Source organism: Saliniferula longa, from assembly GCF_050789285.1.
In the GTDB taxonomy this organism is placed as follows: Bacteria; Pseudomonadota; Alphaproteobacteria; order Rhodobacterales; family Rhodobacteraceae; genus CAVPWP01.
In genome coordinates, this window is sequence record NZ_JBOUVX010000002.1 from 945,212 (window position 1) to 968,520 (window position 23,309).

The 23,309-nt window shown below is 66.6% G+C and carries 24 protein-coding genes; 8 read left to right on the top strand and 16 right to left on the bottom strand.

The window, feature by feature from the left end:
• Positions 1-28: 28 nt before the first annotated feature.
• The 3 genes from ACRDNQ_RS11170 (at position 29) to ACRDNQ_RS11180 (ending at position 2,434) form a co-directional block, all read left to right on the top strand.
• Positions 29-949 carry a LysR family transcriptional regulator gene (locus ACRDNQ_RS11170; RefSeq protein ID WP_431828720.1) on the top strand — a complete coding sequence of 307 codons (921 nt, stop codon included), beginning with the start codon at positions 29-31 and terminating at the stop codon, positions 947-949.
• A 133-nt stretch (positions 950-1,082) separates the two neighbouring features.
• On the top strand, positions 1,083-1,934 hold the full coding sequence (htpX, locus tag ACRDNQ_RS11175) for a zinc metalloprotease HtpX (RefSeq protein ID WP_431828721.1): 852 nt from the start codon (positions 1,083-1,085) through the stop codon (positions 1,932-1,934).
• Positions 1,931-2,434 (top strand): hypothetical protein, encoded by a 504-nt coding sequence (locus tag ACRDNQ_RS11180; RefSeq protein ID WP_431828722.1) that lies wholly within the window; start codon positions 1,931-1,933, stop codon positions 2,432-2,434. Before htpX ends, ACRDNQ_RS11180 begins: the two co-directional genes overlap by 4 nt.
• 25 nt (positions 2,435-2,459) lie before the next feature.
• Here the strand turns inward: ACRDNQ_RS11180 and ACRDNQ_RS11185 are convergent, their stop codons facing one another.
• Genes ACRDNQ_RS11185 through ACRDNQ_RS11195 form a run of 3 tightly spaced genes read right to left on the bottom strand, consistent with a single transcriptional unit; the run spans position 2,460 to position 4,596 of the window.
• On the bottom strand, positions 2,460-3,263 hold the full coding sequence (locus tag ACRDNQ_RS11185; protein WP_431828723.1) for an iron chelate uptake ABC transporter family permease subunit: 804 nt from the start codon (positions 3,261-3,263) through the stop codon (positions 2,460-2,462).
• The gene (locus tag ACRDNQ_RS11190; RefSeq protein WP_431828724.1) at positions 3,260-4,114 is read right to left on the bottom strand and encodes a metal ABC transporter ATP-binding protein; all 855 of its coding nucleotides are present in this window, start codon (positions 4,112-4,114) and stop codon (positions 3,260-3,262) included. The genes ACRDNQ_RS11185 and ACRDNQ_RS11190 overlap by 4 nt, the downstream gene beginning before the upstream one ends.
• Positions 4,111-4,596, bottom strand: coding sequence for a Fur family transcriptional regulator (locus ACRDNQ_RS11195; RefSeq protein ID WP_431828725.1), 486 nt, complete (start codon positions 4,594-4,596; stop codon positions 4,111-4,113). Before ACRDNQ_RS11195 ends, ACRDNQ_RS11190 begins: the two co-directional genes overlap by 4 nt.
• A gap of 106 nt (positions 4,597-4,702) precedes the next feature.
• Between ACRDNQ_RS11195 and ACRDNQ_RS11200 the strand changes: the two genes are divergently transcribed.
• Complete coding sequence (locus tag ACRDNQ_RS11200) at positions 4,703-5,662, top strand: zinc ABC transporter substrate-binding protein (protein ID WP_431828726.1); 960 nt, start codon at positions 4,703-4,705, stop codon at positions 5,660-5,662.
• A gap of 580 nt (positions 5,663-6,242) precedes the next feature.
• Positions 6,243-6,563 carry a hypothetical protein gene (locus tag ACRDNQ_RS11205; RefSeq protein WP_431828727.1) on the top strand — a complete coding sequence of 107 codons (321 nt, stop codon included), beginning with the start codon at positions 6,243-6,245 and terminating at the stop codon, positions 6,561-6,563.
• Between the two features lie 118 nt (positions 6,564-6,681).
• Here ACRDNQ_RS11205 and ACRDNQ_RS11210 read toward each other — a convergent pair whose 3' ends face one another.
• Complete coding sequence (locus ACRDNQ_RS11210; protein WP_431828728.1) at positions 6,682-7,452, bottom strand: hypothetical protein; 771 nt, start codon at positions 7,450-7,452, stop codon at positions 6,682-6,684.
• A 245-nt stretch (positions 7,453-7,697) separates the two neighbouring features.
• On the opposite strand from ACRDNQ_RS11210, the gene ACRDNQ_RS11215 reads away from it, so the two are divergent.
• Entirely contained in the window at positions 7,698-9,104 is a 1,407-nt protein-coding gene (locus ACRDNQ_RS11215; RefSeq protein ID WP_431828729.1) for an aldehyde dehydrogenase family protein, read from the top strand.
• Positions 9,105-9,131: 27 nt separating this feature from the next.
• On the opposite strand, the gene ACRDNQ_RS11220 is transcribed toward ACRDNQ_RS11215, so the two are convergent.
• From ACRDNQ_RS11220 to ACRDNQ_RS11230, 3 genes are read right to left on the bottom strand one after another with little or no spacing between them, the layout of a single operon-like run.
• Positions 9,132-10,133 (bottom strand): KpsF/GutQ family sugar-phosphate isomerase, encoded by a 1,002-nt coding sequence (locus ACRDNQ_RS11220; protein WP_431828730.1) that lies wholly within the window; start codon positions 10,131-10,133, stop codon positions 9,132-9,134.
• Positions 10,130-10,951: a 3-deoxy-8-phosphooctulonate synthase gene (gene kdsA, locus ACRDNQ_RS11225; protein WP_431828731.1), complete on the bottom strand. Its 822-nt coding sequence runs from the start codon at positions 10,949-10,951 to the stop codon at positions 10,130-10,132. Before kdsA ends, ACRDNQ_RS11220 begins: the two co-directional genes overlap by 4 nt.
• Entirely contained in the window at positions 10,948-11,763 is an 816-nt protein-coding gene (locus tag ACRDNQ_RS11230; protein WP_431828732.1) for a 3-deoxy-manno-octulosonate cytidylyltransferase, read from the bottom strand. The genes kdsA and ACRDNQ_RS11230 overlap by 4 nt, the downstream gene beginning before the upstream one ends.
• A gap of 214 nt (positions 11,764-11,977) precedes the next feature.
• Between ACRDNQ_RS11230 and ACRDNQ_RS11235 the strand changes: the two genes are divergently transcribed.
• Positions 11,978-12,655 carry an FkbM family methyltransferase gene (locus ACRDNQ_RS11235; RefSeq protein WP_431828733.1) on the top strand — a complete coding sequence of 226 codons (678 nt, stop codon included), beginning with the start codon at positions 11,978-11,980 and terminating at the stop codon, positions 12,653-12,655.
• A 98-nt stretch (positions 12,656-12,753) separates the two neighbouring features.
• Here the strand turns inward: ACRDNQ_RS11235 and ACRDNQ_RS11240 are convergent, their stop codons facing one another.
• The 9 genes from ACRDNQ_RS11240 to ACRDNQ_RS11280 all read right to left on the bottom strand — a co-directional run bounded on the left by ACRDNQ_RS11240 (position 12,754) and on the right by ACRDNQ_RS11280 (position 22,026).
• Positions 12,754-13,812 carry a glycosyltransferase family 2 protein gene (locus tag ACRDNQ_RS11240; protein WP_431828734.1) on the bottom strand — a complete coding sequence of 353 codons (1,059 nt, stop codon included), beginning with the start codon at positions 13,810-13,812 and terminating at the stop codon, positions 12,754-12,756.
• Positions 13,809-15,668 (bottom strand): asparagine synthase (glutamine-hydrolyzing), encoded by a 1,860-nt coding sequence (gene asnB / locus ACRDNQ_RS11245; protein ID WP_431828735.1) that lies wholly within the window; start codon positions 15,666-15,668, stop codon positions 13,809-13,811. The genes ACRDNQ_RS11240 and asnB overlap by 4 nt, the downstream gene beginning before the upstream one ends.
• An 85-nt stretch (positions 15,669-15,753) precedes the next feature.
• A complete protein-coding gene (locus ACRDNQ_RS11250) occupies positions 15,754-16,356 on the bottom strand; it encodes a hypothetical protein (protein WP_431828736.1) in 603 nt (200 codons plus the stop codon).
• A gap of 467 nt (positions 16,357-16,823) precedes the next feature.
• Positions 16,824-17,369 carry a GNAT family N-acetyltransferase gene (locus ACRDNQ_RS11255; RefSeq protein ID WP_431828737.1) on the bottom strand — a complete coding sequence of 182 codons (546 nt, stop codon included), beginning with the start codon at positions 17,367-17,369 and terminating at the stop codon, positions 16,824-16,826.
• Between the two features lie 7 nt (positions 17,370-17,376).
• Positions 17,377-18,480 (bottom strand): DegT/DnrJ/EryC1/StrS family aminotransferase, encoded by a 1,104-nt coding sequence (locus ACRDNQ_RS11260; RefSeq protein ID WP_431828738.1) that lies wholly within the window; start codon positions 18,478-18,480, stop codon positions 17,377-17,379.
• Positions 18,477-18,941, bottom strand: a complete 465-nt coding sequence (locus tag ACRDNQ_RS11265) for a sugar 3,4-ketoisomerase (protein WP_431828739.1) — start codon at positions 18,939-18,941, stop codon at positions 18,477-18,479. The genes ACRDNQ_RS11260 and ACRDNQ_RS11265 overlap by 4 nt, the downstream gene beginning before the upstream one ends.
• 164 nt (positions 18,942-19,105) lie before the next feature.
• Complete coding sequence (locus ACRDNQ_RS11270; RefSeq protein WP_431828740.1) at positions 19,106-19,348, bottom strand: hypothetical protein; 243 nt, start codon at positions 19,346-19,348, stop codon at positions 19,106-19,108.
• 57 nt (positions 19,349-19,405) lie between these two features.
• Positions 19,406-21,025, bottom strand: a complete 1,620-nt coding sequence (locus ACRDNQ_RS11275) for a hypothetical protein (RefSeq protein ID WP_431828741.1) — start codon at positions 21,023-21,025, stop codon at positions 19,406-19,408.
• Positions 21,026-21,135: 110 nt separating this feature from the next.
• Entirely contained in the window at positions 21,136-22,026 is an 891-nt protein-coding gene (locus ACRDNQ_RS11280) for a methyltransferase domain-containing protein (RefSeq protein WP_431828742.1), read from the bottom strand.
• Between the two features lie 246 nt (positions 22,027-22,272).
• On the opposite strand from ACRDNQ_RS11280, the gene ACRDNQ_RS11285 reads away from it, so the two are divergent.
• Entirely contained in the window at positions 22,273-23,301 is a 1,029-nt protein-coding gene (locus ACRDNQ_RS11285) for an N-acetylneuraminate synthase family protein (protein ID WP_431828743.1), read from the top strand.
• Positions 23,302-23,309: the final 8 nt, after the last annotated feature.

Genomic DNA, 23,309 nt, shown 5'->3' on the forward strand with positions numbered 1-23,309 from the left:
CTGAAAGAAGACAAAACGAATAAGCCTAATGACTGACTTAAGCATAAATGAACTCAGGCGGCTCGACCTGACGCTTCTGCTTGTCTTTCTGGGGCTTCTTCGCCATCGCAAGGCGGCCACCGTCGCCGAGGAACTGGGGCTTACGCAGTCGGCCATCAGCCAGGCGCTGAAACGGCTGCGCGAGATCTTCGGCGACGACCTGTTCCTGCGCCGCCCGCATGGGATGGAGCCTACGGCGACCGCGCTTGCGCTCGAGGCGCCGGTGGCGCAGGCGGTCGAGGCGCTGCGGGGCGCGCTGGGTGTCGCGCGCCGCTTTGACCCGGCCAGCGCGCAGGGCATCCTCCGCATCGCAGCGCTTGACGCGGAGCAGGCGGCGCTGATCCCGGCGCTGGCGGCGCGGCTGTGCCGGACCGCGCCGGGATTGCGCCTGTCGGTCCTGCCGCTGGGCCGGGCCGAGGCCGTCGGCGCACTGTCCGAAGGTCGCGCCGACATTTCCCTTGGTTTTCTCTGGGACGCGCCCGACTGGATCCGGAGCGAACGCCTTTTCGACGAGGGCTTCCTCGTGGCGGGGCGGCCGGACGCGCTTCCACATGCGCCGGTCGTCGACCTTGATGCGTATTGCGCCGCCGACCATGTCCTGATTTCGCCAGCGGGCGACCTGCGCGGCATCGTCGACCGTCAGCTTGACGCGCTGGGGCGCGCGCGCCGCGTCGTTCTTGGCCTGCCGGCGTTTCTTCCGGCCCTTGCCGCCGTTGCCGCCTCGGGCGCGTTGGTGACGCTTCCGGCGCGGATCGCGCGGGCCTTCGGGCCGGGCTTCGGCCTTGTCACGGCCGAGCCGCCGCTCGACGTGCGGCGCTTTCCGGTGTCGGTCTTCTGGCACCGTCGCAACGACGGAGATCCGCAAACGCTTTGGCTGCGACGCCAGATCAGGGAGTGCCTTCACGACTGACGGTCGATGGCTGCGCCGATGCCGAAGCGCGCCCGGACACGCCTGGCCTTGGGCATCCCGGGGCTTTGGCCTTGGTCGTCACTTTGCTACCGTTCCCGTCGACAACGACCCCGAGTCGGCGAGAGGTCTGGTGATGGGTTATGTGCGAACGGCGGCCCTGCTTGCGCTTCTCACGGCGCTTTTCGCCGGGGCCGGCTATCTGATCGGTGGCGTGAACGGCGCCCTGATCGCGTTTCTTGTCGCGGTCGGGATGAACGTCTTCGCCTACTGGAACTCGGACAAGGTGGCGCTTGCCGCGCACCGCGCCGAACCCGTGCCGCGACAGGCCGCGCCCGAGCTTCACCGCATGGTGGAAGAGTTGTCGCGCAATGCCGGGATTCCGATGCCGGCGATCTACCTCATTCCCACGGATCAGCCCAACGCCTTCGCCACCGGACGCAATCCGCAGAACGCCGCGGTGGCGGTGACGCGCGGCCTGATGCGCACCCTCGACCGGCGCGAGCTTGCCGGCGTCGTGGCGCACGAGCTTGCGCATATCCGCAATCGCGACACGCTGGTCATGACGATCGCCGCGACGATCGGGGGCGCGATCTCGATGCTGGCGCAGTTCGGACTGCTGCTTGGATCGGGCAGCCGCGAACGTTCGGGCGCCGCAGGCGCGATCGGCGCGCTTGCCGCGGTGTTCCTGGCCCCCATCGCCGCGACCGTGATCCAGATGATGGTCTCGCGCACCCGCGAGTACGCCGCCGACCGCGCCGGGGCCGAGTTCACCCGCGATCCCCTGGGCCTTGCGTCGGCCCTGCGCAAGATCAGCGGACACGGCCACCGCGCGATGATGCAGACGGCTGAACGCAATCCGGCCAGCGCGCACATGTTCATCGTCAATCCGCTGACGGGCGGGGGCATGGACAACCTGTTTTCCACCCATCCCAATGTCGAGAACCGTATCGCGGCGCTCGAGGCCATGGCGCAGGGCAGGCGATGAGCGGGCGCGCCGCCTTTTCGGACGAAGACTGGTCCGCGGTGCTTCAGGCCCCGATCCTTGCCGGTCTCGCGATCACCGCGGCCGAGCCGGGTGGACTTCTGGGCGCGTTGAGCGAAAGCGCCGCCATGGCGCGGACATTGAAGTCGGCCGCTGCGGCCGCCGCCGAGGGCGATCTTGTGGCCGAAGTCGCGAGGTCCTTCGAGGTTCCGGCCGAGCGCGAGGCCGCAAGTGCGGCGGTGAAGGCGCTTGCCGAAGGTCTGGCGCCCGCCGATCTTGTGACCGCATCGGTCGCGCGCCTTGCCGCGATCATGCGCCGGATCGAAGCGGCCACCCCGGCGCAGGCAGATGCCTATCGCGGGTTTCTTCTTGATCTGGCGCGCGCCACGGCCGAGGCCAGCCGGGAAGGCGGGGTCCTTGGCATCGGCGGTGTCCGGGTCTCTGAGGCCGAGCAACGGACGCTCGACGATCTTGCCGCGGCTCTTGCGGCGCCGTCAGCCTGACCCGCGGCGCCTTGTTGGGCGCGGATCAGACCCGCCCGGGTCGCAGCAACCGCATGATGCTTGACGCGGCGAAGAGGCCGGCGGCAAGGCAGACGATCGTGGGCCCCGCAGGGGTATCGAGCTGAAAGGCAAGCCACAGCCCGCCCAGCGCCGAGGTCGCGCCGATCAGGGCGGCCATGGCGGCCATGCGTTCGGGCGTGTCGGCGAAGGGCCGCGCGGCGGCGGCGGGGATGATCAGCAGGGCCGCGATCAGCAGAACGCCCACCACCTTGATCGCGACGGCGACGACGATCGCCAGCGATACCGTCAGAACCAGTTGCTCGCGCCGCGGGTCGATCCCGGCGGCATGGGCGATCTCGGGGTTGAGCGTCGCGGTCAGAAGCGGCGCCCAGCGCCACCACAGCAGCGCCAGAACCAGGGCCGCCCCGGCCCAGATCACGGCAAGGTCCATGCGGCTGACCGCAAGGATGTCGCCAAAGAGATAGGCCATGAGATCAAGTCGAACGCCTTCTAGGAAGGACACCGCCACAAGTCCGAAGGCCAGGGCCGAATGGGCAAGGACGCCCAGAAGCGTGTCCATGGAATAGCCGCGCCCGCTTAGCGTCGAGACGGTCACAGCCATCAGCAGGGCCACCACCAGAGCGCCCGCGAAGATCGGCACCGACAGCGCCAGCGACAGCGCCACGCCAAGAATCGCGGCGTGCGCGGTCGCGTCGCCGAAATAGGCCATGCGCCGCCAGACGACGAAACAGCCCATCGGAGCCGCAGCAAGCGCGACACCCACGCCCGCGAGCGCCGCGCGCAGAAGGAAGCTGTCGAGAAACGTCATCGTAAAGCCTCGTGCCGCAGCGTCGGAGCATCCGCATGATCATGCGGATGCCCATGCCCATGCCCATGCCCATGCCCATGCGCGTGATCGTGCGCGTGGTCGTGAGAGTGCCCATGCTCATGCCGGTAAAGCGCCAGCGCCCCCTTGGTGCCGGTCCCGAACAGCGCGCGGTATTCCGGCGCCGAGGCGACGTGCTCGGGCTCGCCCTGGCAGCAGATGTGTCCGTTCAGGCAGATCACCCGGTCGCTCGCCGCCATGACGACGTGCAACTCGTGGCTGACCATGACGACCGCGCAGCCAAGCTCGCGCCGCACCTTCTCGATCTGGCGGTAGAAGGCTGCGGATCCCGGCTGGTCGAGGCCCTGTGTCGCCTCGTCGAGGATCAGCAGCTCGGGCCGGCTCAGAAGCGCCCGCGCCAGCAGGACCCGCTGGAACTGCCCGCCCGAAAGCTCGGACATCTGCCGTCTGCCCAGATCGCCCGCTCCGGCTTGGTGCAGGGCGTCCTGCGCGTCGGTATCGCTTACCCGCTGAGGCAGGCTGAGGAACCGCCGCACCGTCATCGGCAGGGTCGGGTCGATGTGCAACTTCTGCGGCACATAGCCGATGCGAAGCCCGGGCTTTTCGACGATCGTGCCCCGCGTTGGCTGCACCGCTCCGATGATGGCCCGCAGCAGCGTCGACTTGCCCGACCCGTTCGGCCCGACGATCGTCACGATTTCGCCCGGCGCGACCCGGAAGTCGACGTCCGCGATGGCGGTGCTGCCGCCATAGGCCACCGTGAGCCCCCGGATGTCGACAAGGGGCTTCAGGGCGATGCCGGGTGCGTGCGCCGGCGTGGTCGCGTGGGTCATGTCCGTGCCGCCTTCTTTCGGCAATTGGGGCAAAGCCCTTCGGCCTCGACAACGGTCCGCTCGATCTCGAAGCCGGCGTCGTCGGCCAGTTGCGCCAGCGTGCCGCGACCGGGCGGTGCCTCGGCCTCGGCGACCGATTCGCAGGTGCGGCAGATCAGGAAGGCGGGGTCATGCGTCTCGGTGGGGTGGGTGCAGGCGATGAAGGCGTTCAGGCGCTCGATCTTGTGGGCGAAGCCGTTCTTCACAAGGAAGTCCAGCGCGCGGTAGGCCACCGGCGGCTGCGAGCCGAAGCCTTCGTCGCGCAGCCGGTCGAGGATCTCGTAAGCGCCAAGGGCGTGGTGCTGCTCAAGCAGGATTTCCAGAACGCGGCGGCGCACGGGCGTGAACTGCAGTCCTTCGGCACGGCAATAGGCTTCGACCGTGGCGACGCTGTCGGCGATGCAGGCGCCGTGATCGTGGTTACGAAATCCGATGCTGTCCATCCGAGGCCTTCCCGGCGCAGACGGCCCTCCGCAGATGGGGCCGTCTATTGCCTCTTGATATGTAATACCATCCGCCATATCAAGCCGGGCAATGTTATAAAATTACATGAGGGTCCCCGTGCGTCATTCGCTACTTGCCGCAATTCCCGCAGCTCTTCTTTGCTCGGCCGCCTGGGCCGAGGTTCCAGCCGTCGCAGCCGATATCGCCCCGATTCACGGCCTTGTGGCACGCGTGATGCAAGGGGTGGGAACACCCGACCTCGTGATCCGCCATGGGGCCTCGCCGCACGACTACAGCCTGCGCCCGTCGGAAGCCGCCGCGCTTGAGCAGGCCGATCTCGTGTTCTGGGTCGGTGCGCCGCTGACGCCATGGCTTGCCGACACGATTGCGACGCTTGCCGGCGATGCGCGCGTCGTCGCGCTGCTCGAGGCGCCGGGCACGATCACCCTGACCTATCGCGAAGGCGCGACCTTCGAAGACCACGATCACGCAGACCACGCGGATCACGGTGGTCACGACGACCACGGGCACGGCGACCACGCCCATGATCATCTGGGCGTCGATCCTCATGCCTGGCTCGATCCCGAGAACGCGCGGATCTGGCTGGACGTGATTGCGGCGGAACTTTCATCGCGCGACCCGGACAACGCCGCGATCTATGCGGCGAACGCCGCCGCCGGCCATGCCGAGATCGACGCGGCCGCCGCCGAGGTCGCCGCCGCCGTCGCCCCTCTGGCGGAGGCGGGCTTCGTCGTCTTCCACGATGCCTACCACTATTTCGAGGCCCGCTTCGGACTTGCCGCCGCCGGGGCCATCACGCTCGGCGATGCCACCGATCCCAGTCCGGCCCGCGTCGCCGAAATTCGTGACGCCATTGCTGAAACTGGGGTGGCTTGTGTCTTTTCCGAGCCGCAGTTCGATCCGGGACTTGTTGCCGCCGTCCTCGAAGGGGCCTCTGCGAAGACGGCGGTCATCGATCCGCTGGGCGCAGAACTGACCCCGGGGCCTGGTTTCTATCCCGCTCTTCTGACGGCGCTTGGCGCCAGCATGGCGGGCTGCCTCTGAGGCGCCGAGGCATCGCTGTGTTCCGGCACACCCCCGACGGACACGGGCCTGACTGTTTCCAGCTTGTTCATCCTCTGTTTCCCGCCATGCGCGCGGTCTTGTGCTGCACCGCAGAGCGCGGCGAAATTTTGAAACCAATACAGTCGACTAGAAGTTCTTTTCTTGTTTCTGCGCCGCCGCATCCTGGCAGACGAGGCTTCCGCCGCATCCGACGGCGTGCTTGACAGAAAGAATTAAGATCGGCTTAAGTTGTATTAGGACGAGTGATCTTGGTTTTTGTCATGTGTTCGTGACGTTGTAGTGGGTGTTCTGGTACTGATCACGTCCTCCTCGGTAGGGTCCAAGCGCGGGCCAACGATCTAGGGTGGGGGACTAGGGGGCCGCTCGGGGAGCGGCCCCTTTGCCGTTTCTGGCGGCCTTCGATCGTCGTGCAGATCGGTCGGTGCCCGCTGGCGCGGCCCACGCCGGCGCCGAGAACCGGGGAAACGGCGCTGGGCCTTCCGGGTTTATCGCCGGTTCACGTCAGATCGGGCAGGCTGTGTGTGTGGACGGCCGGCGCCCGGGTGAAGCGCCCATGTAAATGGTGAAGGTGGACGGAGACGATCCGTTCAATGTCGGTATGAGTGCGAATGTCGTCTATCTGGAGGGGCGTGGCCGCCTTCACGAACCGGCGGATGGCCGGGGCGGAAGCAGATCGCGCAGGCGCAGCGCCGCCGCCTTTCCCGAGCTTCTTGCGCAGAAGGACATCGACGCGGACGGCCGCAGGCGGCAGACATGGTTGGCAGCCCGCATTGAGGCAGGATCCCGGGTTCTGGCCGGGACTGCCCGCCGGCACGCGGTTCTTCTTCAGATGATCGGCACGATTGTGGCCGTGCTGGTGCTTGTTCTGACGATCTATTGACGGTCCACATGGCGACGCATGCCGCCGCACAAGCGTCCGGCATGGTCCCTGCGTCTTCGTCAGGAACCACCGCCGCCCGACGTCGACGCGGCCGTTGGCGCAGCCTGCCGCGCCCCGGTCAGAAGCGCGCGGTGATCCCGACCAGCGGGCCGAACTGGTCCAATTCGATGGTCGCGTTCTCAAGGTCCTTGTCGATCGACAAGTAGCGGTACCCGAACTCGACCGCCCAGGTCGAATTGATCAGGTACCCCGCGCCGGCATAAAGTTGCCAGCTGAGGTTCGAGGCATCGCCGATGCCGAAACCGCCGACATCGGCGTACCCCTTGGCGAACCAGCGGTCGGAGATCGGCCCGGCCAGGCGAACCCCGACAAGCGGATCGACCCAGTTTTCGGACGTGGAATTGTTCTGGTCGGGCACGCCGACGGTACTTCCCGTCAGCGACGTGTCGATGCTCAGGTCGTAATACCTCAGGCCGCCCCCCAAATCGACCCGCAGTTCGGGGCGGTCGACCACGGCATAGCCGCCAAAGGCCGACAGGATGGTCAGCGTCGTGTCGACCTGGGCCGCCGCAAAGACCGGCCCGGGGGTGGCGAGGGTCGTCTGCAGGTCGGAATAGTTGATGTCGCCAAGAAGGACCCATGGCCCGTTTTCCGCCTCGAACTTGGCGAAGAACGCGAATTCGAGGTCGTCGAGGACATCACCGAACGACAACTCGGTCTCGACGCGGCCGAACGGAGTGTCGAGCGCGGTAGCAAGCCCGCTCATCCACATATAGACCGACGCGCTGTAGTCCCACGACTGGGCCTGCGCCGCCATCGGAACGGCGGCCGCGAAGACGAGGCCGGCCAGGGCCGTGCCACATCTCGAGACAGGTGATCTGGCTGCCATGTCATCGCTCCTTTGCTGCGCGACCCGGTCACGTCCGTGGCCGGTTCGAAACATCATGATGCCACGGCGCCGCACCCTTGAACAGTCTGGTGCTGTTCCACGGATGTCTTGGCGGTTCGGGCCAGTGCGGACCACGTCAAATGACCGGAAGTCGTGCCGCCCGGTCTGACGCGACGTTCGCCTGCGCGCCTCTGGCAAAGCGGGCCGATCTGCCCTAGGTCGCGCGCCGGACGGAGGATGGGCCAATGGACGGCGGCGTCGACACCCTTGCGATCGAACGGGCCTTCGCCGTGCAGAAGGCCGGAGTCGAGGCGCGGCGCACGGGGTTCGGGGTGCCCGAACGGCGCGCGGCGCTGTCCCGTCTTGCCCGGGCGATCAGACGCGAAGAGGCGGCGATCGTCGCAGCGCTTCGGGCCGACTTCGGCAAGCCCGAGGTCGAGACGATCCTGACCGAGATCCTGCCCGTGCAGGAAGAGATCCGCCATGCCCGCCGCCACCTGCGCCGCTGGGCGCGGACGCGCCGGGTCGCGCCGACGCTGGCCACCTTCGGCACATCGGCCCGTATCCGGCCCGAGGCGCGCGGCGTCTGCCTGATCATCTCGCCGTGGAACTACCCGCTGAACCTTGCGCTTGCGCCGCTCGTGTCCTGCCTTGCAGCCGGCAACAGCGCGATCCTCAAACCTTCGGAACTGACGCCCGCTACCTCGGGCCTGATCGCACGGATGATCGCCGAGACCTTCCCGCCCGAGCTTGTGACCGTCGTCGAGGGCGGCAAGGAAACGGCCCAGACGCTTCTGGCGCTGCCCTTCGATCACATCTTCTTCACCGGCAGCCCCGAGGTCGGTCGTGTGGTGATGGCTGCGGCGGCGCGGACCCTGGCCTCTGTCACGCTCGAGCTTGGGGGCAAGTCGCCCAGCATCATCGCCGCCGACGCGGACATCGAGAATGCCGCGCGCTGGATCGCCTTCGGGAAGTTCGCGAACGCCGGCCAGACCTGCATCGCACCCGACCACGTCTTCGTCCACGCCTCGGTCCGTGACCGGTTCCTTCAGGCGCTCCGCGCGCGGATCGCCGCGACCTGTACGGCCGGCGCACGCGACCCGCGCCTTGCCCGGATCGTCAGCGATCACCACGCGGCGCGGCTGAAGAGCCTGACCGCCGACGCCCTGTCGAAAGGCGCGCGGCTGGTCCATGATGGTGGGGCAGAGGGCCGTGCGCACGGACCCAGCCTGATCGAGGCAGTGACGCCCGAGATGGCGATCGACCGGGAAGAGATTTTCGGGCCGATCCTGCCGATCATCCCCTACGAGGACGAGGCCGAGGTCATCGCCCGGATCAACGCCCGGCCGAAGCCGCTTGCGCTTTACATCTTCGGCCGCGACCGCGCGCGGACCGACCGGATCATCGCCGCGACAAGTTCGGGCGGGGTTTGCGTGAACCTCACCATGCTGCACTATTCCCACGCGGGCCTGCCGTTCGGCGGCGTGAACGGCTCGGGGATGGGCGCGGCGCATGGCGAACATGGCTTTCGCGCCTTCAGCCACGACCGCGCGATCCTGACCAACCGCTTCTCTCCGCTTCCGCTGGTCTTTCCGCCCTACGAGGGGCGCCCGCAGCGCCTGGTCGCATTGCTGCGACGCATCTTCGGCTGATCTCCGGGCGGGGATGCGCCCCGGGGCTCAGCCGACGCCGGCCTGCAGAAGCTGAAGCGTGGTGATAACGCCCGCGGGCTTGCTGTCGTCCAGGATGAACGCGGCCGAGATCCGACGGTTCTGCAGGATGTTCAGCGCCTGCGCGGCCAGGATGCCCGGGGCAAGCGCGACGGGGTCGCGGGTCATGATCGCCTCGGCCCGCGTCTCGTGCAGGGCCTCGCGCATCGATCGGTCCGAGCTGCGCCCGAGATAGCGGCGGATATCGCCGTCGGTGATGACGCCGGCCAGCCGGCCGCCCGCATCGACCACGCCCACGATGCCCAGGCTTTTGGCCGAGAGTTCGTCGACGACGCCGCTGACCGAGGTGTCGCCCGCCACGATCGGCATCGCCGTGCCCGTCGCCATGATCCGGTCGATCGAGGTCAGGCCCGCGCCCAGCCTCCCGCCCGGATGGAAATCGCGGAACGAAGTCTCCGAGAAGCCGCGCAGGTGCAGAAGCGTGACCGCGATCGCGTCGCCCACCGCCATCTGCATCAGGGTCGAGGTCGTGGGCGCAAGGTTCAGCGGGCAGGCCTCTCGCACCTTGGGCAGTTCAAGACAGATGTCCGCCTCGCGCGCGACCCGGCCCGCGCCATTCCCGGTGATCGCGATCAGTGGGATGCCGAACCGGCGCGTATAGCCGACGATGTCAGTCATCTCCTGCGTGGTGCCCGACCACGTCAGGATCAGCACCACGTCGCCGTCCTGGATCACGCCAAGGTCGCCGTGGCTCGCTTCGGCGCCGTGGACGAAGTAGCTGGGCGTTCCGGTGGAGGCAAAGGTGGCGGCCAGCTTGCGCCCGACATGCCCGCTCTTGCCGAGACCCGACACGACAAGGCGGCCCTTCAGCCCCAGCAGAAGCTCGACCGTTCGCGCCAGCGCGTCGCGCAGCGGAGGCTCGGCCATCGCCGCGCGCAGGGCGGAAAGCCCTTCGACGTCGATCGACAGCGCCCGGTCCAGGTGGGCGGCGATATCGCGGGCCTCGCTCATGGCGCTTTCGCGACCGTGTCCAGCGCCTTCAGCTTCGCCAGAAGCGCGCCCATCGCGTCAAGCCGCACCATGTTGGGCCCGTCGCTGGGCGAGCGTGCGGGGTCTTCATGCGTTTCGATGAAGACGGCGGCCACCCCAGTCGCCACTGCGGCGCGGGCAAGCGGCGGCACGAATTCGGCTTGCCCCCCAGACGAGGATCCAAGTCCACCCGGAAGCTGGACCGAATGGGTCGCGTCGAACACCACCGGATAGCCGGTGCGCGCCATGATCGGCAGGCTGCGCATGTCCGAGACCAGCATGTTGTAGCCGAAGGTCGCCCCGCGCTCGGTCAGAAGGATGCGCCGGTTGCCGGTGCTTTCGATCTTTGCGGCCACGTTCTGCATGTCCCACGGCGCAAGGAACTGCCCCTTCTTGACGTTGACCGCGCGCCCCGTCTCGCCCGCGGCCAGCAGAAGGTCGGTCTGCCGGCACAGGAATGCGGGGATCTGAAGGATGTCCACGGCCTCGGCCACGCGGGCGCATTGGTCGGGCCCGTGGACGTCGGTCAGCACGGGGCAACCTACGCGGTCGCGGACCGTGGCAAGGATCTCAAGACCCTTCTCCATCCCCAGACCGCGCACGCCTGTCAGGCTGGACCGGTTCGCCTTGTCATAGCTGGCCTTGAACACGTAGCCGATCCCGAGATCGGCGCAGAGGCCGGCCAGCGTCTCGGCCAGCATCAGCGCATGGTCCAGACTTTCAAGCTGGCAGGGCCCCGAGATCAGGCACAGCGGGCCATCGTTGACGAAGGTGACGGGTCCGATTGCGACGGGCGTCATTCGATCCCCTCCCTGCGCATGATCTCTTCGATGATCGGGATATCGCCGGGGTTGTTCAACTCCCAGAAGGCACGGCCTTTCGGGGCGACCTCGACACAGCGCACCGGGATGCCGGCCTCGAGGAACCGCAGCTGTTCAAGCCCCTCGAGCGCCTCGAGCGTGCCCACGGGCAGCGCGGCGTATCGCGCCAAGGCCGCGGGCGTGTAGGCGTAGACACCGACATGGTGCAGGACCGGGGTGATCTCGTCGGGGGCATGGTCCCGGCCGGTGAAGGGGATCACCTCTTTCGAGAAATAAAGGGCGTTGCCGTCGGCCGCGCGCACCGCCGTCGTCCCGCCCACCCGCCCTTGCGCCCGATCCGCCCGAAGCCGGGCAAGATGCGCCCCCGAGGTTTCCAGCACCGGCGTCGCCACAGCCACGCCGTCGGGCGCGTCCATGCCCGCGATTCCCCCGATCAGCGCTTCGACATAGTCAGGCGGCGTCAGCGGTGCGTCGCCCTGGACGTTGACGACGATGCCGGGTTCGGAGGGCAGAAGCTTCAGGGCCTCGGCGCAGCGTTCGGTACCGTTCCGGCACTCGGTCGAGGTCATCAGAACCTCGGCCCCGAACCCCCGCGCCGCGTCGGCGATGCGGTCGTCATCGGTCGCGACATAGACGGCATCGACCCCGCGCACCCGGCAGGCGGCGGCCCAGCTGCGATGGATGAGCGAACGCGCGATGCCCGTCGCACCGGTCAGCACCGCGAGCGGCTTGCCCGGAAACCGCACCGACGGATAGCGCGCGGGGACGATGATCACGGTGGGTCTGGTCATGCGCCTATGCATTTGCGTTTTTGCGGTCCGCCGCAACCGGTTTTCGCCGGAGGGGGCGGCGAGGGCTGTCATGCCGGCGCGGGTATCGCAGGCCCCCTGATCCATCGGGCGTTCGTCGCCGAGGGAGTGCCCGCGGACTGCCAGAGTTGATACCGGCCGGCGAACACGGGTATAGCGGGGCGGAACGCAGGGCAGAATTCGGGGCGGGCCGACGATGAGTGCATGGAAACGCTTCAAGTACAGGACCCTGCGCCATCTTCCAGGACGCGTTGGACGCAAGTACGAGACCAAGTACGCCGCGCGCTCGACGCCCTGGCGGTTCGAGGACGCGCTTCTTGCCACGCGAGGCATGGTAGCCATCGATCTTGGCGCCAACATTGGCGAGTACTCGCAAAAGCTCGCGAAGAGCGCCGGACGTGTCTATGCGTTCGAGCCCGACCCATGGGCGCTTGAGCAGCTGCGCGCGAACACGCGCCACCTGTCGAACGTCGAGATCATCGAAGCCGCCGCCGGCCCGAGGCCAGGAAAGGTCAGGCTCTATCGGCACCCCGGTTTCGAGGACGATCCGATCCTGAACTCGCAATCCAGCTCCATCATGGAGACCAAGAACAACATCTCGACGGACGACTACTTCGAAGTCGAACAGGTAGACGTCATTCAGTTCATCCGCGATCTCGACGAACCCGTGGGTATCCTCAAGGTCGATATCGAGGGCGCCGAGGTGGACCTGTTCGAGGCGCTCTTCGACCAGCCGGATGTCCTGAATAAGATCCACTTCATCTTCGCCGAGACGCATGAAACCAAGATCCCGGGGCACGAACCGCGCGTGGCCGCGCTGCGCGAACGGGCAAAACGCATCGCACGGCCCGAGATCGACCTGAACTGGCACTAGCCGTTAGCCCGCGCGTCGGGATGGAACGTGGCTGCGATCCCGCGTCCCCCCGCGCTGCGCGTGGGTCACGACGACGTCCGTCGGGGTCCCAAGACGGCTCAAAGCCCGATCGCGACACCGGCCTTTCTCAGATCGTCGAAACCATTGAGAAGACGGGAATTCCGATAGAGGAACGTTGCGTCCGGCTGCGCCTGCATCTGCTGAAGCAGATCCGACAGCAGGTGGTGATCGCGCGACCCGGCGCTGTAGGAGTTTTCGCGGATCGCCATGTCGATCTTGGCGTAAAGCGCCCCCGTGAAGCGGTAATGCTGAAACGGCAGGAGAAACCGGTCGCTCGCGTCAATCGAGGTGTTGTGGGAACTGGTGAAATAGGCGCCGTCGGGCCACTTCGCCATGACCGGCTTGTGGATGGTGTTGTAGGCCGGGATCTTGGTGCCGAACCGGGTGCGTCGCATCCGCTTGAGCCAGGTCCGATACACCGGCACGGGAACGCCCAGTTTCTGGTAAAGGCGCGTCGTTCCGAAGGTCTTGTACAGCCGGGCGCGCGCCCCGGGGTGAAGCGTCCTGGGCAATTCGCCCGCCCTCAGTTCCAGATGCGGCTCGGCGTCGAAGTACCACTTCGCGCCCGGATCGATCTGCTTCTGATCCGCCATCGCTGCCAGATCGGACAGGGTTTCGGGATAGACATCCAGCATGACGCCATAGGCGACACTGGCCCCGCTGTCGTCCAGTCTGCGGGCGACGTCCTGAAAGGAAGCGCCCGGGGGAAGATGAATGAATTCGTCGAGATCGGTCTGCACCGCCCACCGCGTCTTGGCGAAGCGGGCGTAGAAGATCGTTCTCCAGATGTAGAGGATCCGACCATTGGGCATCTTGTCGACCATGTCGGCGGGCAGGTCGACCTCGTCGCCATAGCGATACCTGCTTTCAAACACCACGACATCGGGCTGCGCGAGCAGGTATTCGGTCGTGCCATCGGTCGACCGGTCGTTCAGGATGGCGAACTGCTCGATCCCGAGTTTCCGGTAATGCTCCAGAAAGGCGGGCAGGAAATACATTTCGTTGCGCCCCACGGCGCATAATGTCATCGCCTCGGGGTCGGGCTGGCGGGACGAGACGACCTTGAGATCGTCGAGTGCGGTGAAGGGATGGGTCATGTCTTCAGAAGGCCCGGAAGAGGTGCGGTCCCTTGCGCCTGCCAAAGCGCCAGAAACAGCAAGGTATCCAGTTTGTATACCCGTTTCTCGACCTGTTCGTGAACGATCGCTTCCCAGTCGGGCCTCAGGCCAAGCGGTTGCATGGCGCCGGAAATCGTATCGCGGACCTGTCTGGCGTCAGGTCCGGTGCCCAGCTTCAGGCTGAAGCCGCGCTTGGGCTCGTCCAGCAGGAAGCCCAGGCCCCGGTCGCGCAGGATTGCGCGCAGCGGGGCTTTCGGGACGCCATCGAAGTCGTCGGTGACCGGATGCGAAAGCCCCCATTCGATCACCCGGTGGTCCAGAAGCGGTGGGCGGGCCTCTACGCTGTAGGCCATCCCGGCGCGATCGACCTTGGGCAGCACGACGTCCTGGCAGAAGGTGTAAAGATCGATCCGTTGCATCCGCCGCTTCCAGTCCAGACGCGGCGCATCGTGCCGGGACAGCGCATCCTGCAATAGTTCCGTGCATCGCGCCTCGGTGAGATCGCCCATCAAGGCGGCGACATGATCGGGACGCAGGGCGGGGAACAGGCGGAAGGCGTGCAGCGTGAGGTCGGATATCCCGCGGAAGGCCTGCCCGCGCGCGGCGTCGCGGAATGCCCTTTTCTTGCGGGGACTGAACGATTTGAGGTAGCCCCGCAGACCTGCCGCCCGCTGCGGGGCGAAATCGGCCAGGTCAGCGGGGTCGTACCAGCGGTATCCGCCGAACACCTCGTCTCCGCCATCACCGCTGATGACGCATTTCAGACCGGTTTGCGCCGCTAGCTGGGAAATGGCCGACTGGCTGACGATGGCGTTGTAGGCCAAGGGTTCGTCAAGGCTGGCTGACGCCATGTCGTATCCGTGATCCGACGCAGAGGTCAGCGGCAGTTCGGTCAGCCGCAGTCCCAGCGCCTCGGCGGTTCGTCGGGCCACCGGCGCCTCGTCGGAGGCGGCCTGGCCGGGGTAGGCCACGGTCAGCGCCGACACGTTCCGTGCAAGATCGGGGCCCAGTCCCGCGATCGAGGCGGCGATCACGCTGCTGTCGATCCCCCCCGACAGGAAAAGCCCCAGCGGCACGTCGGACAGTAGGTGCTCCTCGACCACGGTATCGACAAGATCGGCAAGGGGCACGCGCGCGCCCTCGTAATCGCTGTCCGTCGGTGCCGACCAGTAGGTGTGCTGCGACACCCGGCCATCTGCCGCCCAGCGCAATGTCGTGCCGGCGTCGAGTTTTTCGATGCCTGCGTGGATGGCGCGCGGGGCGGGAACGTAGCCCAGCATCAGGTAGAGGGCGAGCGCCTCGCGATCGATCCCGTTGCCGAACCCAAGCGCCCGGAGGGCGCGCGCATCCGAGGCGCAGGCCAGCACCCCGCCGACCTGCGCGACGTAGAGCGGCTTGACCCCGATCCTGTCGCGCGCCAGGAATGCCGTGTTGGCATGCCGGTCCCAGATCGCGAAGGCGAACATGCCATTCAGGCGGTCGACAACGGCAGGCCCCCAAAGCTCATAGCCTTCAAGGATCAATTCGGTGTCGGACGTGGTCCGGCAGTCCACCCCGTGTTGCCGTAGGGCCTGCCGAAGGGACGCGGTGTTGTAGACTTCGCCATTGTAGACGATGGAACAGCGCCCGGAGGCCGACGTCATCGGTTGATCCGCCGCCAGGCTGAGATCCTGGATCGACAGCCGTCGATGCGCCAGGAACAGGGTCCTTCCGGCTGCGTCGCGGTCCTCCAGCGTCGCCGACGCATCGGGCCCGCGCTGCGCCATAAGGTCCCTTGCCGCATCGACATGCCACGCCTTGATGGCGGCATCTTCCGGCAGTCCGAAAATGGCCAAGAGCCCGCACATTTCTCAACAAATCCATAGATCCGGGCGCACGCCAGTGCCGCCGACTTATGGCCCTTCCCGGCGCTGTCCGCAATCAGGCATTCGGCGACTGCGCGTTCCGCATGGCCAACAGCCGCCTGATCGTACGGCGCTCCTTCCGGTAGCGGAGGCCAGCGAGCGTCCAGGCCGGCGGCTTGCGCATGTCGCGGGTATGCGAAGAACTGGCTCGTTGTGACGGCTGAAAGACCGGCCAGTCCGCGACCTCGGACAAGGGGAACGAAAGCCGTGTAGCAGGCTGCCCGGAAAGATGCTCGGCCAGTTGGATGGTCAGTTGATCCCGCCTTGCGTGGACAAGGAACAACTCCCACCAAAGGTCCAGCATGGCTTCGGTGCGCGGGTTGCCAAGGCGATGGATCATCACCGCGTTGTGGGTCAGGTCCAGTGTCGCCGGTATCCCGGTATCGCGGTAGAGGTCGTGCAAGCGCCGCCATTGGTCCGTGTCGACATGTCCAAGCGCCAGACACACGTCAAGCTCGTCCGCCGGGCGGTCGCGTTCGGGGTGCCGGAAGACGTAAAGCCCGGGATCCGCTTCGGCTCCTGTCGCCGCGACGATTTGCGTCGGGTCCGTCGTCAGCCTTGCCCTGTTGTCCACGTAGATGGCCCAGTCGTAGTCGGCGAACCATTGATGGGGCCGCATCTTTGCGCGCCGCGATTCGAGGGCGGGGCCCAGTCCGCGACTGTCGCATCTCACGATCCGAAGGCCCGGTGCGGACACATCATCGCGGTCCGTGAACAAGACGCGGTCATAGCCCTCTCCTGCTCCTAGGGCGCTCGCGTTGTACGGTTCGGGATCGCCAAAGAAGCAGGAGTACGCGACGATGCGCGGCGTCGATGCGATCATTCTGGCCTGGCTGCAAAAACTCGTGGCCCTCGTGTTAACATTGACGATCGGATCTGTCACGCAACCGCCCGCCCACGTCGGCTGACGAGACCCGCGATCTTGCCAGCACCGCCCGCGTGGCCGGCGTGGCTGTGTGGTCAGCCTATGGTTAGTGCGTGGGCGCGGCAGATGACTCTGCGTTCGACAGGCACGCCACCGAAGATCCCCACGCCGATCGACCAGTGGCCTTGCCCGATCGGGCGCCCCCATCCCCGGGCAGGACTTCAGCCATCGAGGGATGCCGAAAGCGAGGGCGCAAGGCGCGCGAAGTCGGCGGCATCGAGCCGGAAGTAGCGGTTGACGTCATCGGCCCCCGTCTCGACGGCGCCAAAGCGTCGATAGAGCGCGAGCGCGTGCGAGTTCGCCTTGCGTACGTCGAACAGCGCCCGGGGCAGTCGGAGCGTCTCGAAGATGATCTCGTGAACCATCATTAGGGCCTCAAGCGCCGCCTTCTCGGGTTTGTTCGCGTCCAGGATGAAGCTGCCCCAGGTCGCGTCGCCGGGGCTGATATCGTAGATCCGCATGGTTCCGCACGCGGCGTCGTCATCGCGCCGCTCGATCAAGAAGTAGTATTCCTGTCCCGCGGCCTCGCGCGCCTTGTAGGCCTCGATCCAGGCGCGCTGGGCCGCGACCGATGGGGCAGGGGGCGACAGGAAGCGGCCGTAGTCGGGCGAGGTGCGCAGGCTCTGGATATAGGCGGCGTCGTCGGGGGTTAGGGGGCGAAAGCGCAGCCGCCTGCCCTCGATCGTGCCGGGATGCGGGCCGGACATGTCGCGGCTAAGCCCGCGTGGTCGCGCGCTCAAGCGCGCGGCGCACCGCCTCGGGCGCTTCAGGCGGCACCTGCGGCCCCATCGGCATGCTGAAGACCTCGACCGCGATCTGGCGGGACAGGGGAAAGTCCTCGGGCGCATAACCCAGACCGGCGTAGGTTCCCTGCATGTGCGGCGGGATGGGATAGTGGATCTGGCTGCCGATCCCGGCGTCGGCCAGAAGGCCCATCAGGCGGTCGCGTTCGGGGCTGCGCACGACGTAAAGATGCCAGACCGGCTGATTGCCCTCGGCCACCCGCGGCAGGATCAGGCCGCTGTCCTTCAGCGCGTCGCCATAGGCCGCGGCAAGGGCGCGACGCCGGTCGGCCCAGTCGTCGAGATGACGCAGCTTGACGCGCAGAACCGCCGCCTGGATCGGATCGAGGCGCGAGTTCACGCCGGCGACCTCGTGCACGTACTTGCGGCGCGAGCCGTAGTTGCGCAGCAGGCGCACCTTCTCGGCCAGATCGGCGCGATCCGTGGTGATCCCGCCCGCATCGCCCATCGCGCCAAGGTTCTTGCCGGGATAGAAGCTCCAGCAGACGATGTCGCCGTGCGCGCCGATGCGCCGGCCCTTGTAGCGCGCGCCGTGGGCCTGCGCGGCATCCTCGACCACCGCAAGGCCACGGGGCCGGGCCAGCGCTAGGATTGGGTCAAGGTCGGCGGGCTGGCCGTAAAGGTGCACGGGCACGATAGCCCGCGTCCGGTCGGTCATCGCGGCTTCGATCCGCCAGGGGTCGATGTTGAAGGTCACGGGGTCCGGCTCGACGGGCACCGGGCGCGCCCCCACCGCCGAAACCGCAAGCCAGGTCGCGACGAAGGTATGCGCGGGCACGATGACCTCGTCGCCCGCGCCGATGTCAAGCGCGCGCAGTGCCAGCACCAGCGCGTCAAGACCGTTGGCCACCCCAACGGCATGCGACGCGCCGCAATAGGCCGCCCATTCGGCTTCGAAGGCCTCGACTTCGTCGCCCATGATGTACCAACCGCCGTCCAGCACCCGCAGCACCGCGGCGTCGATGTCGCCCTTGAGTTCGAGGTAGGCGTCGCGAAGATCGAGGAAGGGGATCACGGCGCGCCCTTCACCGCTTGCAGGAACGCGTCGTAATCGCGGTAGTAGTCCGCCTCGTCATAGGGCTGGGAGGCCAGGACCATGCAGACCGCGCCCTGGCTGAACAGGTCCATCTCGCGCCAGATCAGACGGTTGATGTAAAGCCCCCGCCGCGGATCGCGCAGCAGGTATTCCGACCGCGTGCGCCCGTCGTCCACCGTGACGCGGAAGCTGCCCGACAGGGCGAAGACCACCTGTTCGAGTTCGCGATGCGCGTGTCCGCCGCGCTCGGAATCCACCGGGACGTTGTACAAGTAATAGACGCGCCGGATCTCGAAGGGCAGGTGGCGGCCACCCTCGACAAAGGTCAGGTCGCCGCGTGGATCGGTGATCACGGGAAGTTCGATCAGGCGCACGCTTCCGGCCGTCGGGATGGCTCCCACCGACAGGCGGTGCGCACCGTTTGCGTCGTGATCTGGCACTTCCGCTCTCCCGCAGGTTCGTCCCGATGCCGCGATCCGCGCCCTAGGCCGGTTCGGTGCGAAGAATACGCCGCAAGGGCGCGTATGCAAGGCGCGCGGCGGGCGGCTTTCGTCCCTCGACGATCCGGCCGCGCGGCTTTGCCCCGGTCCTTCGGTCGCCCGTATCACGCGATCAGCGAACGCCCAAGGACGCACAGCGTGGCGCTTCGGCTGCTGCGAAGGAAGGAATACAGGCGTCTGGCCAGCGACCGCCGCGACAGGATGGTGGCGATCGTCCGATTCACGAAACCCGACCGGCCCGGCACCAGGGAAGGCAGGTGCATGCAGTCCGGGCCGAAATAGCACTGGCCCAAGTTCTCTGCGATCATACATTTGTTCAGATCAAAGTCCGCCGCGCGCACGTCCATCACCAAAGGGTGGTGGGTGCAGGCGTCGATCAGTTCGACGGCCGCGGCAGCCTTCCTTCAGGGTCGCGTTACCGGGATGCGGAATTCGTCTCGCCTGTCCTCACGAAGCGCGATCCCTCCGTCTTGCGCGCGGATGCAAACCGATCTGACGCGGTAGAGGTAGTGCGAGATCTCCGATTTCGGAAGTGCCGCGAATTCCTTGAACATGAACGGGTTAGACCAGATGTGGTGCGGGAACAGATCGTAGGCGTAGCGTCCCGTCGCCGCCTCGCGTTGAAGCGCATAGGCGTGGATCAGGCGCACGATCCGCGCGATCTCTTCTTCGGTGCGCGGATACTGCCATCGCTCGACCGCGAACCGGCAATCCGCGGCGGCCTCTCGGAAGACTGCCTCTTCCTGTGTCGTTCCCCAGGTCACGGTCGGGTAGTGTCCGGGATCGGGCCGGCCCATGCGGGACTGCGCGGCCGTGACCGAGACGGTGCCGAAATAGTTGGACGGCACGGTCCACTCGCGTCCGTCTTCGGTGACGGCGACGACCTCGGAAAGGACGACAGCAGGCGAGTCATACCAGCCAAGCCTCACGATGTTGAAGGCCTGCGGCGCGAAAAGCACCGCAAGCACGCCGGCCACGACGACGCTTCGGCTTTCGACCCACCCCGGCAATCGGCGCATGCCGGCGACGAGCGCGAGGTTCATGATGATCCATTTCCAGAAGAAAATCCCGCTGACGAGGAAGATCACCGCATGTGTCAGATCGTAGAAAAGCGTCACGCCGATCATGGAATACCGGCGCGCGATGCACACCAGGGCGGCGAGTTGACCCAGAAGGATCGTGACATTGATGAAGGGTTCCAGAAACGTCGCGGACTGAAGCGTAAGGTCTCGAACCCCGGGCCAGTGCGCCACGGGCAGGAACCCGCCCACCGCAGCGTTGAGCGCAAGCTGATGGGTGGGGTTGTCGGTTACCCAAAGCACGGGGCCGCCCTCCAGAACGACCTTCTGAAGTCCCGAGTAGAAGTAGTTGCTGAAATGAAAGCCGACGGCGAGGACGAACAGGACCGTGGAGGCGCGCATGACGTCAAGGGTTTCGAAACGCTTCACCAGCCCGCGCATCCGCGCAGCCAATCCTTCGCCAAGAAGGCTGTGTGCCACCCCAAGGAAAAGCGCGCATTCGACGACCGGAATATAGTCGGTCTGTGATATGCCGATCCCGAAAGCCTCTGCCCCGATGGCCTTTCCTGCCAGCACGACGCAAGCTGGCACGGTCGCGAAGGCGGGGCGCCAGAACACCACGACCGCCGCAACAAGGCCTAGCCCGGCCAGCCAACGCAGGACGGTCGCGGCGGTGTCGATCTCTGGCGTGACGCCGACCGGATAGCTGAGCGGTGCGGCAAACGCGTAAATCGCCAGCAAAGGCGCCACCACGCGCAGCAGGATATTGCTGGCGGGCGATGCGTCCACGGACCTTGGACCGGGCAATACAAGGCAGACCCCAAGGGCGACCAGGGGGATTGCAAGCGGTCCGAAGGGGCCCATCGCCTTGATCGCCACGACCGCGTCGTAGAAGATCGCAAACGCGACGACCGCGCCAAGGGCGAGCAGCATCTCCGGCTGAAGGAACAGGTCCTTCAGCGCACGCAGGCCGCTCCGGTCAGCGTTCCCGGTTTCGATCTTCAAGCTGGTGCCCTCCGGTCCTGCGACCGCCTTGCGCGGGTTCGGAGGATTGGGTCCGTCCCGCCATCGCCCCCTCATCACCCGCCTTCGTTCCCTTGGCGGTTATCGTTTCCTTACCGCGACCTGCGCTTCGCGCGCCGTTTCCGGTTCCATGTCCGGATCGGTGAGGCAAGCTTGCGCAGGCGGGCTTTCGCTATGGTCCCGAATCCGACATCGCCCGGCGTTATCCGTTCAACCAAAGCTCGCCGCGCCAGAGCGTTCCGCCGGGCCTGAAGCGTCTGCGCGTCGATGGTGTCCGCCCCGGTCGAACGCCTGAGCCGGACGAAGAATTCCGTCCCCTTGGTGGGTACGACGGCGACGAGGTCAAGGTCGATCAGCCCCAGCGCCCGGGCCTCGAGGATCAGAAGCTCGAAGGCGGCGGGCGTGACCACCGTGCAATGGGTGTCGATATAGGCGCGGGACTCACCGTCCTTCGGCCAGCCATCGAAGATCTCCTGCAGTCCGCCATAGATCGCCACCTCCTGGACCGAGCCGGGCTGCGTGAAACCGGATGACTTGCGCCCGTCCTCGGACGGCGGCGAGGCAAGACGCGATTTGCAGTCGAAGACCTGCCGGGGGCGGGGGTGCCGGCGTCCTTCGAAGCGGGCCTCGATCCAGTCGCCTAGGGTGGTGACGGGGCGGAAGAAGTCGAAACAGCCGCGCGCGTCGGGAATCGCCATCACAAGCAGGCCGCCCGGCTTCAACAGGCGTGCGGCGCCGTCGAGGAACTTCAGCGGATCGGGCAGATGCTCGAAGTTGTGCGAGCTCAGGATGTAGTCGAGACTGCCGTGCATCTCGGACGGAACCAGTTCGGCGATGTCGCAGGCGCTGCCCACGAAATCGACCGGTTCGATCCGGTCGACGCCCCCGGGGGCGATGGAAGCCATGCCGCGGGCCCGGGTGCGGAGTTCGTCCTGATCAAGAATATCGAGGATCTGGACATTCCAGCCCTCGGCCTTTGACACGATTGGGGAATGAAAGGGCGCGATCTCAAGTCCCCTGTCGCCCTTCCCCAAACCGGCGCGGAGCACGTCCAATCGATCCAAACCGGTTCTTCCCACGTGTGAGCCTCCGGTGCGATGCTGCCCTGCCCGGCAGTCCTTGGCAACCCGTTTGGCCCTGATTGGACCCGCGCCGATCGCCGGATGGAACCCTGCGCGATCATGCGATAAGACCAGCGCAGATGGCCCAACGACATGCCCGGAGACCCCATGAAGATCAAGGACCGCGAGATCGGCCCAGCCGCGCCTCCACTGGTGATCGCCGAGATCGGCATCAATCACGGCGGGTCGCTTGAGGTCGCAAAGGAAATGGTGCGCCTGGCGGCCGCGTCGGGGTGCGAGTGCATCAAGCACCAGACCCACATCCTTGAAGACGAGATGACGGACGAGGCAAAGTCGATCTTCCCGCCGAACGCGGACGTGTCGATCTGGGACGTGATGGCCCAATGCGCGCTGTCGACCGACGACGAGGCCGAGCTCAAGCGGTTCACCGAAGGGCTGGGCCTGATCTACCTGTCCACGCCGTTTTCCCGCGCGGCGGCCGATTTCCTGGACGACCTCGGCGTTCCCGCCTTCAAGATCGGCTCGGGCGAGGCCGACAACCTGCCGCTGATCCGGCATATCGCGCGCAAGGGCAAGCCGGTGATCATGTCGACCGGGATGCAGTCGATCGATTCGATCCGCGCCAGCGTCGACATCCTGCGCGCGGCGGGCATCGACTTCGCCCTGCTCGAATGCACGAACCTGTATCCCTCGCCGCCCGAGATCGTGTCGCTGCGCGGGGTAAGCGACCTGAGGGCGGCTTTCCCCGACGCCGTGGTGGGCTTCTCGGATCATTCCATTGGCCCCGAGATGGCGCTGGCCTCGGTGGCACTCGGCGCCTGCATCCTCGAGCGGCACTATACCGACACGCGCTATCGCAAGGGGCCCGACATCATCAATTCGATGGATCCGTCCGAGTTGCGCCACCTGATCGACCGCTCGCGCGAGATCTGGATCGCCGCGAACAACCCCAAGGAGCGGACCGCCGCCGAAGAACCGGTCTATCGCTTTGCGCGCGCCAGCGTGGTCGCCGACCGTGATCTGCAGGAAGGCCATGTCATCTCTGAAGCCGACATCTGGGCGCGCCGTCCCGGTTCGGGCGAAATCGCCGGCTACGATTTCGACAAGGTCGTCGGTCGCCGGCTTGCCCGCGCGGTGACGCGCAACACTCAGCTCAAGTGGAGCGATCTGGCGTGATGATGCCC